A 16,864-nucleotide genomic window follows, 5' to 3' on the forward strand; every position below is an offset into this window, starting at 1 on the left:
TCATCACCATGACCTCCATGTGGTTCACCCCGTACAACTCACCGGCACCGGGCGGCGCTTGCGTCACACGGTGCGGACCGTCGGCCGGCCGGGCCGTCGCAGGGCTGCTCGCCCTCGCCGTCGCCGCCGTCTCCCTCCTTCTCGCCGCGCCCGCGTCGTACGCGAGCGGCCCCCTCCCGTCCTCGCGCGCCCTCGTCGGCGCCGAGCAAGTACTGTTCCGCTCCGGCGTGGGCGGCTACGGCTGCTACCGCATCCCGGCCCTGGTGAAGACCAAGGCGGGCAGCCTGCTCGCGTTCGCCGAGGGCCGCAAGTCCCCCACCTGCGCCGATCGCGGCGACATCGATCTGGTGATGCGCCGCTCCACCAACGACGGCCGCACCTGGGGCCCCGCCCACGTGGTCCTGGAGGGCAGCCCCACCGACGGCACGGCGCCCTTCACCCGGGGCAACCCGGCGCCCGTGGTGGACCGCGAGACCGGTTCCGTCTTCCTGCTGAGCACCTCCAACGAGGAGACGCCGACGGGGCTCCGGCTCCCCTGGGTCCAGCGCAGCGACGACGACGGGGTGAGCTGGAGCGCGCCCAAGGCGCTGCCGACCTTCACCGGCGCCAACACCGGCTGGTTCGCCACCGGCCCCTCGCACGGCGTCCAGCTGACGGCGGGCGCGCACGCCGGGCGGCTGGTCGTCGGCGCCCACCAGAACCCGGACGCGACCACGCGTTACGCGGGCGTCCTCTACAGCGACGACCACGGCGCCACCTGGCAGGCGAGCACCACCGCCAACTCGTACGTGGCGGGCGCGGTCAAGCCGGGCGAGGTCTCGGTGACCGAACTGCCGGGCGGCAGCGTGTACTTGGCGGCCCGCAACGAGATCGGCGGCAGCGTCAACCACCGCACCCGCGCGGTGAGCACCGACGGCGGCACCACCGTCCCCGCCTCCACGGTCATCCCGGGTCTGATCACTCCGGAGGTGCAGGGCTCGGCGCTCACCCTGCGCCAGACGTATCAGCGCACACCCGGCGACACCATGGTCTTCTCGGCGCCGTCGGACCCCTCCGACCGCAAGCTGATGAAGATCCGTTACTCCACCGACCAGGGCGCCACGTGGACGGCGGCGTCCAACGGGCTGATCAGCAACGACCGCGCCTCCTACTCCGACCTCGCCGAGCTCGACACGGGCGAGCTCGGTCTGGTCTACGAGGGCGGCCCGAGCAACTCCGCCGACGAGATCCGCTTCAACGTGACCACGCCGGGGGCGCTCGGCATACCGGGCACCTTCACCGGCAGGCCCTCCGCGCAGAAGAGCCCGACGGCCGGCCGCACCAGCCCGGACTCCGGTCCCGACGCCAACGACGCCTACCTCCAGGGCAACGCGGCCGTGGGCAGCGGCCGGTTCGGGCAGGGCCTGGTCCTGGACGGCGCGGGCGACTACGCCGACGTGCCGTACGCCAAGACGATCGACCCGGGCGCGGGCGACTTCACGTACTCCCTGTGGTTCAAGTACGCGGCGACGACCGCGAGCAGGCAGCAGGCGCTGTTCTGGGCGTACGGCCAGGGCAGCACCAAGCCTCAGGTGTGGCTGCGCACCCAGCCCGCCGACGACCGGCTCTACGCCTGGGTGCAGGGCGCGGGCGGCGGCGCGTGGCTCACGCTCACCGACCCCTCGTCGGGCGTGGCGTTCGGGGACGACCAGTGGCACCACGCGGCGCTGATCCGCTCCGGCGCCCAGATCCGGCTCACCGTGGACGGAACGGTCACCGGGACGGCGACGGGCGTGTCGGGCTCGGTCACGGACGCGCCGCAGAACGGCGTGGAGGGGATCCGGATCGGCGCGAAGTCGGACACCGGGGCGAGCGACGCCTTCGGCGGCGCCCTGGACGAATTCCGCCTCTACCGCAGCGCTTTGACAGACCCTCAGCTCGACCAGGTGCGCGCCGACGCGACGACCCTGGACACCGACGCCGCCACCCGTTCGATGGGGGCGCGGCTGCCCTTCCAGGTGATCGACACGGCGGTCGTCCCGGACCGCCGCCGCATCACCATCGAGGACGACGTCTCCGGCCACTGCGCCAGTGGCACCCTGCTCGGCGGTGTGCCGACCCTGCCGACCGGCCGGATCGGGTCGTTGGCGGCGACCGTCGACAGCACCCACCCGGGCACCGAGACCGGGTTCTCACCGACGCTGGACGTCGGCGCGGGCGACTTCACGTACAGCCTCTGGTTCCGGTACGCGGCGGGCTCCACCACGGCCGACCAGGCGCTGGTGTGGGCGTACGGGACGGGGAGCGGCAGCCCGCAGCTGTGGGTGCGCGCCCAGCCGTCGCAGGACCGGCTCTACGCCTGGGTGCAGACGGACACCGGCACGGCGGCGGTCGCGCTCCCCGACAGCACGTCGACGACAGGGTTCGGGGACGACACCTGGCACCTGATGACGCTGACCCGGTCGGCCGACAAGGTCACGCTCGGCGTGGACGCCCGCACCCCGGTCACGGTGAGCGGTCTGACCGGCTCGCTCACGCCCGCGCAGGGCAGCGGCCAGCAGGGCGTGCGGGTCGGCTCGAAGCTGGACGGCACGAGCGTGCTCAACGGTGACGTGGACGAGTTCCGCGTCTACCACCGGGCGCTCACCACGGCCGAGATCTCGACGGTGGCGGGTTCCACGGCGGGCTCTTCCGGTTCCTACCCGGCCGATCTTCCGGCTCTGTGGTGGTCGTTCGAGAACCAGTACACGGGCGCCAAGGACGTGGTGCGGCCGGCCGCGGGTCCGGCGACCCCGGACTCCACGGTCCACTGCGGGCACGGTTTCGTGCGCGGCGGTGCGACAACGATGCCCGGCCGATTCGGCAACGCGCTCGCCTTCGACGGCTCGAACGACGCCGTCGACCTGCCGTACGGCGCGGCCACCGCGCTCGGCTCGGCCGACTTCACCCTCAGCACCTGGCTCAAGTACTCGGCCACCAGCGGCAGTCCGGACCAGGTGCTGGTGTGGGCGTACGGGACGGGCGCCTCGGAACGGCAGATCTGGCTGCGGGCCCAGCCCGGGCAGGACCGGTTGTACGCCGCGTTCGAGACGGACACGGCGACCACGGTGGTGGCCGCGGAGGACGCCTCGGCGGCGGCCGGTTTCGGCGACGGGGCCTGGCACCACGTGGCGCTGGAGCGGGCGGACGGTCAGCTTCTGCTGATCGTCGACGGGCAGACGCTGGGCAGTGCGGCGGCCCCGGCGGGCTCGGTGACCACGGGTGACACCTATGCGGTGGACGGCTTCCGGCTGGGCGCCAAGCCGGACGGCACCAACCCGCTGACCGGCTCGCTCGACGAGTTCCGGATCACCCGGAAGGCGCTGTCGGCCGACGAGCTGACGGCGCTGCGCACCCAGAACAGCCTGCCGGGCACGGCCACGTCGACGTGGCTGCCGTTCCAGGTGATCACGGGATCGGAATTCGCCCGTATGTAGGAAGGTTGTCCGCAGGTACGTAGGGGGTGGCCGCCCGTCGCGTCATTGCGGCGGGCGGCCACCGGCGCGAGTGGGGAGCGGCGAGGATGACGGACGCACGGTGCGACGGTGCCCAGGCCCGGGCCGAGGAGATCCTGGACGAGGTGATCGCGTCCGGCGAGGAGATCGGCGTCCAGGTGGCCGCCTACCTCGACGGGGAACTCGTCGTGGACGCGTGGGCGGGTCTGGCCGATGTGGAGGGCGGACGACCGATGGGGGCGGAGACTCTGGTGCCCTCGTGGTCGACGGGCAAGGGGATCGCGGCGGCGCTGGTGGCGGTCCTGGTGGACCGGGGCGTGGTGGGTTACGGCACCCCGATCGCCGCCCACTGGCCGGAGTTCGCGGCGCGCGGGAAGTCGGAGATCACTCTCGGCCACGTCCTGTCGCACTCGGCGGGGCTGCCGCAGCTGCCCCCGGACGTGACCCCGAAGGAGCTGTTCGACGTGGCGGCGGTCGGCGACTGGCTGGCCGGGCAGGCGCCGCTGTGGGAGCCCGGCACGGCGAGCGGCTACCACGGCTGGACGTACGGCGTACTGCTCGCGGAGGCCCTGCGCCGGGTGACGGGCCGTCCGTGCGACGAGCTGCTGCGGGAGGAGCTGGTGGGGCCGCTGGGGGTGGCGGACTCGCTGTTGTTCTCGGTCCCGGACCACTTGGTGGCCGGGCTCGCCACCTGCTACGACGGCGGCTGGTCGGCGTACTTGGACCGGATGCCGCCGGACTCGCCGTTCTTCGCCTTCGCCCCTCGCCGGGTGCTGCCGGTGGCCGCGCTGGCCAACCGCGCCGACTTCCGCCGGGCCGCGCTCCCCGCCAACGGAACGATGACGGCCCGGGCGGCGGCCCGGGTGTACGCGGCGCTGGCCTGCGGCGAGCTCGACGGCGTACGGCTGGTGTCGGAGGCCACCCTGAAGGAGGCGACGACCCCGAGGACGAGCGGCGAGGACCGCTCCCTGGGCTTCCCGTTGTTGAAGGGCTACGGCTTCATGCTGGGCGGCGCGGGCTCGGTGGTGCGCTCCCCCGACGGCGGCTTCGGCACGAACGGCTCGGGCGGCAGCGCCGCCTCCGCCGACCCCGCGCACCGCTTCTCGTTCGCCGTGACGAAGAACAGGATGAGCGTGAACGGCCTGGACAAGCGGCTCTTTCGGGAGATCCGGGCTGCGCTGGGCATCGGTGGGGCGCCCGCGAGCTGAGCGCTTGCACCGCACACGACCTCAGTCCGCCGGTGCGCCCCACGGCGCTCCCGTACGCCTCCCCCGGATGCCACGGATTGTCGGCCGGCCCTGTGACCGCCGGGTTGGCTGCCCGCCTGTGGGGGCAGTCTCTCCGCGCTTGTGCCCCTGGAACTTGCCGTACCGGAATGGCGCGGGGCAACAGCCGGACAGAGAGGGCGACGGATGTGACGACACGTCGGGACAGCTCGCACAGCAGGACCGGGGAGGAGGCGATCCAACTCCTCGCCGGACTGGTCGACTTGGGGCTTGAGCAGGCGGAGAGCGCGATTCACCGGGTACGTGGCGTGCTGGGCCGGTCCGACCTGGAGGAACTGGCGGACGACGGCCGGGAGGAACTGAGGGTACGGGGCGAGCTCGCGCTGAAGCGGATGGCCACGCCGTCCGAGCCACACATGGAGGCGGTGGCGCGCCGCGTCGCCGAGCGACGCGAGCGGCCCGGTGCCTGAGGTGCGGGATCAGCCCGACATCGGGCGGCGCGTGGACCGCGTACTGCGGGAGTTCGTCGACGAGGAGAGCGTGGCGTTACTCGACATCGGTGTCGAACTGACTCCGGTCGTCGAGCAGTTGCGGCACACGATGGCGGCGGGCAAGCGGCTGCGCGCCGCGTTCTGCTACTGGGGCTGGCGCGCCTGCGGCCAGCCGGACAGCGATGCCATGGTGAAGGCGGCGGCCGCCATGGAGCTGGTGCACGCGGCGGCCGTGGTGCACGACGACCTCATCGACGACAGCGCCACTCGCAGGGGCGCGCCAACCGCGCATGTCGCACTCCGGGACGCGGTCGGCGGTCACCAGCGATCCACGGACGGCCGGGCGCTGGCCATGCTCGTCGGCGATCTGCTGATGTCCTGGGCGGGAGAGCTGTTCACCACCTGCGGGCTGCCGGCCGCCTATCTGGCACGGGCCCGCCCGCTGTGGGCGACGCTGGCCCGTGAACTCGTGGCGGGCGAGTGCCTGGAGATCCTGCGCGCGCGGCAACCCGCCTGTCCCACCAGCTCGTTGGAGATCATCCGCTACAAGACGGCGAAGTACACGGTGGAACACCCGCTGCACATCGGCGCCAGGCTCGGCGGCGCACCGGCCCGGCTCCTGGACGTCTTCAGCGCGTACGGGGTACCGCTCGGCGAGGCGTTCCAGCTCCGCGACGACCTGCTCGGGGTCTTCGGCGACCCCCGGGAGACCGGGAAGTCCAACACGGACGATCTCGTGGGCGCCAAACCGACCGCGCTGCTCGCCCTCACCCTGTCCGGGGCGACTCCGGCCGAACGCACGGTTCTGCACGAAATCCTCGGCCGGCGCGATCTGGGCACGGCGGACTTCGACCGCGCGCGGGAGATCATGCAGCGGTCCGGCGCCCCCGCGCGCGTCGAGGGGATGATCAGCGAGCGGGTCGAAGCCGCGACGGCCGCGCTGCGGCGGATACCTCTGCCCCCGGAGGCGGGCGAGGCCCTCAGCACGTTGGTGACGGCCGCCGTCAACCGCGCGGCATGACCGGAAGACCGGTCTTCCCCCGTTCCGTACATGACGTACCAGTCCGGCATACGCCATTCCATGCTCCATCCTGTGAAAGGACTCCCGGTGACCTCAACCCCCGTAACCATGGACGCGCTTCGGCTCACGGGTGACGAACTGGCCGATGCGACGGTGGAGGCGCTCTTCTCACGCGGCGAGGTGGGGAAGTTCAACACCCTCATGCGGTGGTTCAACCAGTCCGGGCAGCCGCTCCCCGAGGGGCTGCCCGTGGTGGCCCGCGAGTACCTGGAGACCACCGCGCAGCCACCGGACTGGGTCGACTGGGGCGAAATGGAGAGGGCACGGCTGTTCTTCATCGACAACAACGTCCACATCTCCACCGCGCTGTCGTTCGCCGCGATGCCGGCCTGCTATGTCGTCCCGCATGTGGCGAAGCTGCTCAGCGCCACCCATTCCCTGGAGTATCCGTCCAAACGCATGGCGGAGACCGGCCAGTTCACCGTCTACCTGATGCAGCCGGACGCGTTCGAGGCGGGCAGCAGGTTCGTTCCCGCAGCGCAGAAGGTGCGCCTGCTGCACGCGTCGATCCGCCACCATCTGCGCCGTGAGGGGCTCTGGGACGAGGCGGCGCTGGGGGTGCCGATCTGCCAGGAGGACGTGATCGGCGGCCAGATGATGTTCTCCATCCAGGTGCTGGATGCCCTGGACCGGTTGGGCGTCCACATCTCCAACGAGGGCGCCGACGCCTATTACTACGCATGGCGCGTCGTCGGCGCCATGCTCGGCGTCGACCAGGACGCGGTCCCGCCCGACCTCACGGCGGCCCGGGACTTCTCCGACCTCTACATGGCCCGCCACATGGGCCCCTCGGAGGAGGGTGTACGGCTGACCCGCCAGCTCATCGACCTGTACGAGGAGGTGGTCCCCGGCACTTTCTTCGACCCCGTCGTCTCCGCCGTCATCCGCTTCCTCATCGGCGACACGGCGGCAGACTGGCTCCAGGTCCCCCGCTCGGCCTGGGACTCCGCCGTCAAGCTCGGCCCGGCGCTGCTGGGCGTCCTGGAGCGCATCGAGGACGTGTCACCCCTGGGTGCCTGGGGTCTGGACTACCTGGGCAAACTCACCACGCGCTTCGAAATCGCCTCACTCACCCGCGGTCGGGTGATGCAGTACGCCATCCCCGAACACCTCAAGAGCGCATACGGCGTGGAGTCGGCGAAACCTCGCACCGACCGCTGGACTCCGCCCCCGCTCTCGCCCCGGCTCCCCGGACACGGGACGGGAGCCGTCAGCGGTTGGTGAACTCCCGCAGGTCCGCGGTGAGCCGCTCCGCGTGGGTGACGAACAGCCCGTGGCCGGCGTTCTCGTACACATGGAACGTGCTGCCCGGGATCAGGCGGGCGGCCCGCTCCCCCGTCAGCGCGATCGGCGCGGACGCGTCGTGGGTGCCGTGGATGACGAGGGCCGGGATGTCGATCTTGGCGAGTTCGGGGGCGACGTTCAGGGTGACGACGAGGTCGCCGAGGGCGTTGGCTGCGCGGGCCGTGGCACCCGCGCAGCGGTTCTCCCAGTACTGGACGTGGGCGGGCGAGACCTCGTTGCCGGGGCGGTCCAGGGCGAAGAACGCGGCGGCGCCGTTGGCGAAGAACCCTGGGCGGTCCTTGCGGAAGACCTCGTTCCCGGCGGCGATGAGCGCCGGGTCGACGCCCTCGGGGTGGTCGGCCGAGCGGACCGGGCCGGGTGCCATCCCGGCCACCAGGGCGACCCGCGCCACCCGCCCGCTGCCGTGCAGGGTGAGGTGGCGGACGACCTCGGCGGTGCCGATGGAGTGGCCGACCAGAGTGATGTCGGTGAGGTCGAGGTGCTCGAGGAGCGCGCCGACGTCCCCGGCGAGGGTGTCGAGGTCGAAGCCACCCCAAACGTCGTCGGACCGCCCGTGCCCGCGCCGGTCGAGCCCGACGCACCGGTAGCCGTCGGCGGCCAGCGCGAGCATCTGGAACTCCCACATCTCCGTACCGAAGTAGGAGCTGTTGACGAAGACGACCGTCCGGCCCTCGCGCGGCCCGTAGTCGACGTAGTGCAGGCGGGTGCCGTCGGTGCTGGTCTCGAAGTACGGCATGGTGCTGGATCCTCCCCGTCAGCGACCGCCTCGGCGCGGCGGTGCGTTGTGTGATCAATGATGCGGGGGGCGGGGCTGGTTGGTCGATTACCTGGCGGGTAATGCCCGGCCGCCCGCACCACGCTGATCGTCTAGCCTGACCGTGTGAACGACACCGTCGCGGGAACGCAGGGGTACAGCACGGACGCCGACGCGCTGGCCGAGCAGTACGAGAGCGTGACCTTCGAGGAGGTCCACGGCGCCCTGCTGCACCTCTATCCGGCGTCGCCCGTACGCGCCCTGGACCTCGGGGCCGGAACCGGCCGGGACGCGGCGGCACTGGCCCGCCTGGGCCATACGGTCACGGCGGTCGAGCCGACCGCCGAACTCCGCCTGCACGGCGAGCGGTTGCACCCGGATGCGAAAGTGACCTGGCTCGACGATGCCCTTCCCGACCTGCCGGTGCTGGCCGGGCTGGGCGAGCGGTTCGATCTCATCCTGCTCACGGCGGTGTGGATGCACCTGGACGCCGCGGAACGCGCCCGTGGCATGCGGACGGTGGCCGCGCTGCTCGCTCCCGGCGGCATGCTGGCGATGACGGTACGCAGTGGACCGGTGCCGTCCGGACGGCGGATGTTCGACGTACCGGAGGCCGAGACGGTCGCGCTGGCAGAGGCGGCGGGGCTGCGACTCGCCCACCGGGGCGGCCGGGGGGATCTGCATGGACGGACTGGGGTGCGGTGGTCGGAGCTGGTGTTCACCGTGTCCTAGGGCCTGTCGTCAAATTCCCGTCTGTCCTGCGACGCCTGGCACGCACTCTCGCCGCACCGGGCGAAAGCCCACGTACGTCCAGTACGAGGGCTCTCGCCCGGCAGGACTCCAGCGGGGCGACCAGACCGCCACGGGCGCGGCTAGTACCGATCATTCGACCGCACAGACCGGTCCGCGACCTGTCCGACTCCCGGCTACTGCGTCCAGGTGACCTCCGAGCGCCGCATACGCCAGTAGGGCCGGTGAGAGGCTCCGGCCTCTGGTGGCCACCGCCCTGCTGCTCTGCCCGTCACCTGCTCGGCGTTGTTCGCTCGAAAGTCACGGATGGGCCTTCTCGGTGCGGTCGGTCAAGGCAGGATCTCGACGTACCCGTCCGTTCCGTGTACGCGGATCCGCTGACCGTCCCGGATCAGCCGGGTGGCCCGCTCCACGCCCACGACGGCCGGCAAGCCGTACTCCCGGGCGATCACCGCGCCGTGGGTCATCAGGCCGCCCACCTCCGTCACCAGGCCCGCGATGGACACGAACAGGGGCGACCAGCTGGGGTCCGTGAAGGGCGTGACCAGGATGTCACCCGCTTCGAGATCGGCGTCCGCCATGTCAAGGATGACGCGGGCCCTTCCCTCAATGGTCCCGGTGGAAACCGGGAGGCCGATCAGGGCGCCGGCGGGCACGTCGTCGCGCCGGTACGCCCCGGTGACGGCCTCGCCGTCCGAGGTGAGCACCCGGGGCGGTGTGAGCGCGTGGTACGACCGGAACGCGTCCTTGCGCTGCTGGATGAGCCGACCATCCACCTCGTTCGAGCGCACGACTTCGTGGAGTTCCTGGAACGTGAGGTAGAAGATGTCCTCCTTCTCAGGAAGCACGTTGGCCCGCACGAGGCGCTCGGCCTCCCCCAGCAGGGCCTGCTTGTAGACGAAGTAGCGGCTGATGATGCCGTACTTCGGGTACTCCCGGTATCCGATGAAGGTTCGGACCCGGTCGATCATCCGCTTGGCCTCGTCGGCCTTCCGGTCCCCGTCCGGCAGAGCCCGCAGGCGCGACAGCACGTCCTGTTCCTTCTTCCGCGCCTTCCGCCGGCCTTCCTCGAAGCGCCGCTCGGCAGCGCCCGGCTCGAAGTTCCTGACGTTGTCGAGGATCACGGGCACGAGCGTGGTGGGGCGCTCGCGCCAACGTGGCCTCGTGATGTCGATCTCGCCGACGCAGCGCATGCCGTACCGGTCGAGGTAAGTCTCGATGGCGTCGCGCGCCTCCCTCCCGCCCGCGAGCTTTGGCAACTCGTCCAGGAAGCCCTCGTCCAGCGAGCCCTCGTCCAGGAAGTCCTTGTCCTCGACGTCCTGGAGATACGCCACGACCTCTGGATGCCGGCGGATCACGTCGGCGACGTCGAGCAGCTCCAGTCCCATCTGGGACGTGACGTTGTCGGGGACGGAGAGTGTGAGCGTGTCAGCCGCGTTCTTCTCGCCCAGCCACTCCAGCAGCTTGTCGTTGAGCCACCACGTGGCCTCCATCCCCGCCATGATCGCCTGAAGGTTCAGCGGATCACTGAGGACGCGCTTGTGCTCCTCGAAGGCCTCCAGCAGGAAGTCGAACAGCGCCGGTCCGGTCTTCGTCCGGATGTCACGCTCCAGGGCGGCGAGGGACGCCCGGCTGCGCTCGATCAGCTCGGTGACGATGGCCGGGTCGGCCTCGGTCGGGACGGAGGCGCCACCGGCCGGTGCCCCGCCAGCCGGTCCCCCACCGGCCGGTGCCCCGCCGGAACCCGCGTCCGGCAGCGAGGGCACGAAGTCGTCGCGGTCGAGAACGGTCTCCAGAGCGTCCCTGACCAGCGGATCACCCCTCCCCATGAGGTCCAGGAGGCCGGCCCGGCTCGTGGGCGAGGCCAGGCGCCGGGTGACGTCGACGAACAGCCTCCCGCCGGCCTCGTGCATCGGCGCCATGGCCGTCAGCTGCCACATGGAGAACCCGAGGGGCTTCATGGGGTCGGTCATCATCTGCTGATGACCGACCGAGACGTAGACGTGGTTCTCCTGGTCGTCGGCCTCGGGGACGGGGAACAGCGTCGTGATCGGCCGGCTCTGAACGATCTGGAAGCCGTCGTCGACCAGGCACCATTCGATGTCCTGCGGGCGGCCGAAGTGCGCTTCGATCCGTCGCCCGAGCTGTACGAGCCGCACGGCTTGCGCATCCGTCAGCGTCGGCTGCTGCTGCCGCCGCGAGTCGATCGCCACTTCCTGCGTACCGCCGGCAGGCAGGGCGTGAACGGCACGCTGTTTGGCGCCGATCGCCTTGGCGACGACTTCGCCGTCCCGCACCTTGAAGACGTCCGGGTTCACCAGGCCGGAGACCAGTGCCTCGCCGAGGCCGAACCCGGCGTCCACGGTGGCGACCTTCCGGTTGCCCGTGACGGGGTCGGCCGTGAACAGGACGCCGGCCGCATGCGGGAAGATCATCCGCTGCACGACCACGGCCATGTGGACCGTACGGTGGTCGATGCCGTTCCGCCGGCGATAGGTCACGGCCCGCTCGGTGAACAACGAGGCCCAGCACCGGCTGATGTGCTGGAGGATCGCCGTCGGCCCCACGACGTTCAGGTACGTGTCCTGCTGACCGGCGAAGGAGGCCGTCGGCAGATCCTCCGCCGTCGCGCTGGATCGGACGGCATAGGCGGCTTGCTCACCGACTCGGGCGAGCGCGCGGGTGATCGCCGCCGCGAGATCGCCCGGGATGGCAATGCCTTCGATGGTCCGGCGAATCTGCGCGCTGAGCGTGCGGATCGCCTCCCGGTCGTCCCCCTCTTCATTGCATTGGGTCAGGCGCGACAACTGATCGAGTCGCTCGCCGATCGACGGCGCTTCCGCCATGATCCGCCGGAAGGCGTCCGTCGTCACGCAGAAGCCAGCCGGCACGCGGATGCCTTCGATCCGCGACAGCCCGCCCAGGTGCGCGCCCTTGCCGCCGACGACCGCGACCTGCGTCTCATCGACCTCTTGAAGATCCACCACGTACTGCCCGGTCACTGCGACACCTCCGAGGCGGCCGTGCCCCGCCGTACTGCGGGGACCGATCGAGTGACCGGCGCCTCCCACTCCGTCGAAGCTCGTGTCGAGCATGTCCTCAACAACACACACACGTCGTGTCCCCCGTTTCCGCAGGTTGTGGCAACGGACGACGATTCTGCGCCGTGACGGGGGCCTTGCGGCAAGCCCCCCGACGCGCTATACGTTGAGAGTGGCAAGGAGAGAGCTCTCCTTGCCATTGCCTTTTGTTGCCGTTGCCTTTTGCCTTTTTGCCTTTGTGCCTTTCCAGGGGAACCGACTGGCTTCCTCAGCTCAGCCCGCCACCCCCGCCAGCGCGCTCCTCGCCGCCGCCACATTCGTCTCCGCCTTCAGATACCCGTGGTCAAGCAGCCACTTCACATTGAGCTTCTGGCCGTCGCCCGGGTCGACGAACGCCGGGTCGAGCTTGACCTGTTCGCCGCCGCCGCGCTGCTCGAACCAGGGCGCGATCCGGCCCTCCCAGACGGTGAAGCTCTTGGTCACCTCGTACGCGTGGTACGCGCACGGGTACGCCGCCTCGCGGGTGATCAGGCTCTGCGGGGGCAGCGCCCGGCGTGCGTAGCTCGCGCCGGCCGGAGCCAGGAACGCGCCGTACTCGGAGCCGAAACGGTCCAGGTCCTCGCCGACCCGCAGCCGTACCGGACGCTTGTCGAGGCTGCCGTCGGGGCGGTTGGCGAAGCCGTCGTTGGGCGGGTACTTCCAACTGCCCGCCGTGGGGTCCCAGTAGGTGGCGAGGAACGCCGTGGGGCTGAGGTGGCCGGTGCGGTGGTAGCCGAGGACCAGCGGGCCGACCGGGTCCTGCCAGGGCTTCGGCAGGTATTGCGGGCCGAGGCGCTCGTCGCCCTCGTACGTGCCCGAGCAGGCGGCCGGAGCAACCGGTTGCGACGAAGCCCCGACGGGCGCGACCGTCTGAGGTTGCGACGTGGTCCCCGCGCTCGCGGCCCTGCCTCCGCCGGGTGCGGCCGCCTGCGCCGGTGCGGCGCCGAACACCACCGTCGCGACCAGCGCGGCCCCCGACGCTCCCGCGCCCAAGAGGATCCGTACCCTGCCGAAGCGATGCATCAGACCAGCCATCAAGTCCCCTCTCGGAGCCGCGCGACGAGTTGCGCAGCGAGTGACGCGACGAGTTTTCATGAACAACGTGACCGCGCCTCACATGTAATGGCTCCGCGATCACTTGGAGCCCCCCGTACCGGCAAGTAGGCCGAAACACCGCACGGCGCGGCCGGAAGCGCGCTGTTGTGCCCGGGAGTGACGCGTGGTGACCGGCGGCACGCGGACGGGTGGACCCTCTCGGGTACTTGACGCGTGACCCCCGAGGCGCTTTCATCCAGCCAGTGCCGGGCCTTCGTACGGCCCGGCGCTTCGAGAGGCGCGCCCAGCCGGTAGCGGATCCCGACCCGATCCGGAGTCCGGCCCGAGTCGCCAGGACGTGTGTCCCGCGTCCGAGGCGGGGCGCACCCGCTAAGGGATGGACGACCATGCCCGCCGGTCAGGACCGCACCAGCAAGCCCCACCCCGCCCCGGGCCTGCCGCGCCGCCGGGTGCTGCGCACCGGGGCGGGCGTCGTCGCCGGGGCCGCAGCTCTCCCGTTGCTCGACGCCTGCGCCTCGACCACCTCCGACGGCGTCGGCGCCGACGGCCGCGTCACCGTCGAGATGTGGCACGGCCAGAACGAGATCGGCGCCAAGGCGATCGAGGCGCTCGCCGCCGACTTCAACCGCTCGCAGCCCCGCATCCGGGTGAACGCGAGCGGCGGTGGCGTCGTGGCCGACGCCATGCTCCAGAAGGTGACGGCCGCGCTGGCGGCCGGTGCCTACCCCGACATCGCGTACATCTTCGGCTCGGACCTCGCCAGCATCGCCCGCAGCCCCAAAGTCGTCGATCTGACCGGTGTGATGCACGACGGCGACCCGCCGTGGAACGACTTCTGGCCCTCCGTCAGGGACGCCGTCACCCTGCACGGCAAGGTGCGGGCCGCGCCCTCCCTCCTCGATTCGCTCGCCGTCGCCTGCAACACGACCCTGTTCAAGCGCGCCGGGATTCCGCTGCCCAAGCCCGGCTGGACCTGGCCCGAGTTCGTGGCCACCGCCAAGAAACTCACCGACGCCGGGCGCGGCGTCTTCGGCACGGCCTGGCCCGGCGCTGGCGACGAGGACACGGTGTGGCGGCTGTGGCCGATGATCTGGGACCTCGGCGGCGATGTGATCGCCCCGGACGGGAAGGGCATCGGCTTCGCCGACACCGGGCGGCGGGCCCTGGAGACGGTGGCGCGGCTCGTCGCCGACAAGAGCGTCTACGTCGACCCCAAACCCGGCAGCGAGCAGATGTACCAGGTGTTCACCTCCGGCCGGATGGGCATGGTGATCACCGGGCCGTGGCAGCTCCCCAACATCGTGGAATCCAAACTGCCGTACGACGTGGTGCCCATGCCCACCTACAGCGGAAAGCCGCTGACCATCTCCGGGCCCGACACCTGGACCGTCTTCGACAACGGCAAGGCGCGCGCCCGGGCGGCCGTGGAGTTCGTCCGCTGGCTGATCACTCCCGCGCAGGACGTGCGGTGGGACATAGGAGGCGGCAGTCTGCCGCTGAGCAGACGGACCGAGCACGAGAGCGCCTGGCAGCGGCACTCCGCCGACACCGTGGGCCTGCCCGTGTTCACCAAGGCCCTGGAGACCGCCCGGGTGCGGCCCATCCACCCCGCCTACCCGCAGATCTCCCAGGCCACCGGCGAGGCCGTGGTGTCCGTGCTGCTCGGCCGCGCCTCCCCCGCCAAGGCGGTGCGCCGGTGCGCCGACAAGGCGGACGCCGCCCTGCTGATTCCCCGATGAGGAGGGCCGTCGTGGACCGAGGATCCCGTACGGGCGCACCCCGCCCGCTGACCCTGGCCCCTGCCGACCGGGAGCCCGCCGAGCGGCGCCGCGCCCGACGGCGGCGGGCGCGCGGCGAACAGGCCACCGCCTGGGCGTTCATCACCCCGTCGGTCCTGGTCATCCTGGGGCTGAGCGTGGTGCCGGTCATCTGGTCGCTGCTGCTGTCGTTCCGCGCCGACGACCTGGTCACCCCCGGCCGCTGGGTCGGCCTCGACAACTACCGGGCCCTGTCGAAGGACCCCGGCTTCCGCAAGGCCGTCGAGAACACGCTGACGTACGCGGGCGTGTACGTGCCCCTGAGCCTGGCCGGCGGACTCGCGCTGGCCCTCGCACTGAACCGGAGGATCCGGTTCGTGGGCGTCTACCGCACGCTCGTCTTCATTCCGTTCGTCGTCTCGGCCGCCGCGCAGGGCGTGCTGTTCTCCTTCATCTTCGACCCGCAGTTCGGCGCGGCCAACTCGATCCTCCACAAGCTGGGCGTCTCCCCGCAGGGCTTCCTGACCGACCCCGGCCAGTCGCTGTACGTCCTGCTCGCGATCTCGCTGTGGAGCGGGATCGGCTTCTGCGTCGTGGTCTTCCTGGCCGCGCTCCAGGACGTACCCACCGAACTCGTCGAGTCGGCGCGTCTGGACGGGGCGAACCGGGCTCAGGTCCTGCGGTACGTGACGCTGCCGACGCTCGCCCCGATCACCGCGTTCCTGGTGCTGTGGCAGCTGATCACCGCGCTTCAGGTCTTCGACCTGGTGTACGTGACGACCAAGGGCGGCCCGCTGGAGTCGACCACCGTCATCGTGTACTTCGTGTGGGAGCAGGCGTTCCGGACCTTCACCGCGGGTTACGGCGCCGCCGCCGCGTACGTACTCGCGGTCGCCCTGCTGCTCGCGGGCACGGCGGTGACGCTCTACCGCCGCCACCGGGAGCGCACCACCGGCGCCGCGCCCGGACTGCGGCGCGCGGAAGGAGTGGCCCGATGACCGCCTCCACCATGGTCAAGGAGGGCGCCGCTCCCGCGGCGGCCCCCGTGCCGCGCGCGGCCCGGCGGCGTCGACTGCCGTTCAGCGCCTGGCACTTGCTGCTCGCTCCGCTCTCGCTCGGCTTCGCGCTGCCGCTGGTGTGGCTGGTGCTCAGCTCGTTCATGACCAATGCCGAGATCAACCGGTTCCCGCCGGCGCTGTGGCCCAAGGGGATCGACCTCGGCGGCTACCGCTATGTGCTGGGCAACGCGATGTTCCCGCGCTGGTTCGCCAACTCGTGCATTGTCTCGACCGTCGCCGTGGGCTCGAACCTGGTCCTCGGCGCGCTCGGCGGCTACGCGTTCGCCCGGATGCGGTTCCGGGGCTCGCGGGCGCTGCTCGCGCTGATGCTGGCGACGATGGTGATCCCGTTCCAGCTGACGATGATCCCGACGTTCCTGGTGATGAAGTGGCTGGGGCTGATCGACACACTGGGCGCGCTGATCGTGCCGTCCCTGGTCACGCCGTTCGCGGTGTTCCTCTTCCGGCAGTTCTTCCTGGGGCTGCCCAGGGAGATGGAGGAGGCCGCCTGGATCGACGGGTGCTCACGGCTACGGGTGCTCTTCTCGATCGTCCTGCCACTGGCCCGGCCCGCGCTCGCCACGGTCGCGGTGCTGACCTTCCTCGCCACCTGGAACGACCTGTCCTGGCCGCTGATCGCCATCAACCACGACACCCAGTACACCCTCCAGCTGGGGCTGACCACCTTCCAGGGGCAGCACCACACGCAGTGGGCGGCGGTGATGGCGGGCAACGTCATCACGGTGCTGCCGGTGCTGCTCGCCTTCCTGTTCGCCCAGCGGACCTTCATCCAGTCGTTGACGTCGAGCGGGCTGAAGGGCTGAGGCGGACCC

12 protein-coding genes are annotated in these 16,864 nt (G+C 71.1%); 9 read left to right on the forward strand and 3 right to left on the reverse strand.

All coding sequences use genetic code 11. The features are described 5' to 3' along the window. The first annotated feature begins 8 nt into the window (after positions 1-8). The 5 genes from AB0G17_RS10350 to AB0G17_RS10370 all read left to right on the forward strand — a co-directional run bounded on the left by AB0G17_RS10350 (position 9) and on the right by AB0G17_RS10370 (position 7,495). Positions 9-3,455 (forward strand): sialidase family protein, encoded by a 3,447-nt coding sequence (locus AB0G17_RS10350; protein ID WP_361378617.1) that lies wholly within the window; start codon positions 9-11, stop codon positions 3,453-3,455. 86 nt (positions 3,456-3,541) lie between these two features. Next, positions 3,542-4,681: a serine hydrolase domain-containing protein gene (locus AB0G17_RS10355; RefSeq protein ID WP_361378620.1), complete on the forward strand. Its 1,140-nt coding sequence runs from the start codon at positions 3,542-3,544 to the stop codon at positions 4,679-4,681. Positions 4,682-4,887: 206 nt separating this feature from the next. Continuing rightward, positions 4,888-5,169, forward strand: a complete 282-nt coding sequence (locus AB0G17_RS10360; RefSeq protein WP_361378623.1) for a hypothetical protein — start codon at positions 4,888-4,890, stop codon at positions 5,167-5,169. Position 5,170: 1 nt separating this feature from the next. Continuing rightward, positions 5,171-6,211, forward strand: coding sequence for a polyprenyl synthetase family protein (locus tag AB0G17_RS10365; protein ID WP_361378626.1), 1,041 nt, complete (start codon positions 5,171-5,173; stop codon positions 6,209-6,211). Positions 6,212-6,298: 87 nt separating this feature from the next. After that, positions 6,299-7,495: an oxygenase MpaB family protein gene (locus AB0G17_RS10370; protein ID WP_361378629.1), complete on the forward strand. Its 1,197-nt coding sequence runs from the start codon at positions 6,299-6,301 to the stop codon at positions 7,493-7,495. On the opposite strand, the gene AB0G17_RS10375 is transcribed toward AB0G17_RS10370, so the two are convergent. Then, complete coding sequence (locus AB0G17_RS10375; protein ID WP_361378632.1) at positions 7,482-8,312, reverse strand: alpha/beta hydrolase; 831 nt, start codon at positions 8,310-8,312, stop codon at positions 7,482-7,484. The genes AB0G17_RS10370 and AB0G17_RS10375 overlap by 14 nt on opposite strands. 144 nt (positions 8,313-8,456) lie before the next feature. Between AB0G17_RS10375 and AB0G17_RS10380 the strand changes: the two genes are divergently transcribed. Then, positions 8,457-9,062, forward strand: coding sequence for a class I SAM-dependent methyltransferase (locus AB0G17_RS10380; protein ID WP_361378635.1), 606 nt, complete (start codon positions 8,457-8,459; stop codon positions 9,060-9,062). A gap of 347 nt (positions 9,063-9,409) precedes the next feature. Here AB0G17_RS10380 and rph read toward each other — a convergent pair whose 3' ends face one another. After that, positions 9,410-12,082, reverse strand: a complete 2,673-nt coding sequence (gene rph, locus AB0G17_RS10385) for a rifamycin-inactivating phosphotransferase (RefSeq protein ID WP_361378638.1) — start codon at positions 12,080-12,082, stop codon at positions 9,410-9,412. A gap of 312 nt (positions 12,083-12,394) precedes the next feature. After that, a complete protein-coding gene (locus AB0G17_RS10390; protein WP_361378641.1) occupies positions 12,395-13,195 on the reverse strand; it encodes a TNT domain-containing protein in 801 nt (266 codons plus the stop codon). Between the two features lie 407 nt (positions 13,196-13,602). On the opposite strand from AB0G17_RS10390, the gene AB0G17_RS10395 reads away from it, so the two are divergent. Genes AB0G17_RS10395 through AB0G17_RS10405 form a run of 3 tightly spaced genes read left to right on the forward strand, consistent with a single transcriptional unit; the run spans position 13,603 to position 16,855 of the window. Beyond that, positions 13,603-14,955 carry an ABC transporter substrate-binding protein gene (locus tag AB0G17_RS10395; protein WP_361378644.1) on the forward strand — a complete coding sequence of 451 codons (1,353 nt, stop codon included), beginning with the start codon at positions 13,603-13,605 and terminating at the stop codon, positions 14,953-14,955. Further along, positions 14,952-15,971 carry a sugar ABC transporter permease gene (locus AB0G17_RS10400; protein ID WP_361378647.1) on the forward strand — a complete coding sequence of 340 codons (1,020 nt, stop codon included), beginning with the start codon at positions 14,952-14,954 and terminating at the stop codon, positions 15,969-15,971. The genes AB0G17_RS10395 and AB0G17_RS10400 overlap by 4 nt, the downstream gene beginning before the upstream one ends. A gap of 11 nt (positions 15,972-15,982) precedes the next feature. Beyond that, on the forward strand, positions 15,983-16,855 hold the full coding sequence (locus AB0G17_RS10405) for a carbohydrate ABC transporter permease (protein ID WP_361378923.1): 873 nt from the start codon (positions 15,983-15,985) through the stop codon (positions 16,853-16,855). The last annotated feature ends 9 nt before the right edge of the window (positions 16,856-16,864 follow it).

This window comes from Streptomyces sp. NPDC023838 (genome assembly GCF_040639555.1).
Lineage (GTDB): Bacteria > Actinomycetota > Actinomycetes > Streptomycetales > Streptomycetaceae > Streptomyces.

Excerpts from the sequence above, each read along its gene's own strand:
- AB0G17_RS10405 (WP_361378923.1), top strand. The coding sequence starts at position 15,983 with ATGGTCAAGGAGGGCGCCGCTCCCGCGGCGGCCCCCGTGCCGCGCGCG.
- AB0G17_RS10350 (WP_361378617.1), top strand. The coding sequence starts at position 9 with ATGACCTCCATGTGGTTCACCCCGTACAACTCACCGGCACCGGGCGGC.
- AB0G17_RS10395 (WP_361378644.1), top strand. The coding sequence starts at position 13,603 with ATGCCCGCCGGTCAGGACCGCACCAGCAAGCCCCACCCCGCCCCGGGC.
- AB0G17_RS10400 (WP_361378647.1), top strand. The coding sequence starts at position 14,952 with ATGAGGAGGGCCGTCGTGGACCGAGGATCCCGTACGGGCGCACCCCGC.
- AB0G17_RS10390 (WP_361378641.1), bottom strand. The coding sequence starts at position 13,195 with ATGGCTGGTCTGATGCATCGCTTCGGCAGGGTACGGATCCTCTTGGGC.
- AB0G17_RS10375 (WP_361378632.1), bottom strand. The coding sequence starts at position 8,312 with ATGCCGTACTTCGAGACCAGCACCGACGGCACCCGCCTGCACTACGTC.
- AB0G17_RS10355 (WP_361378620.1), top strand. The coding sequence starts at position 3,542 with ATGACGGACGCACGGTGCGACGGTGCCCAGGCCCGGGCCGAGGAGATC.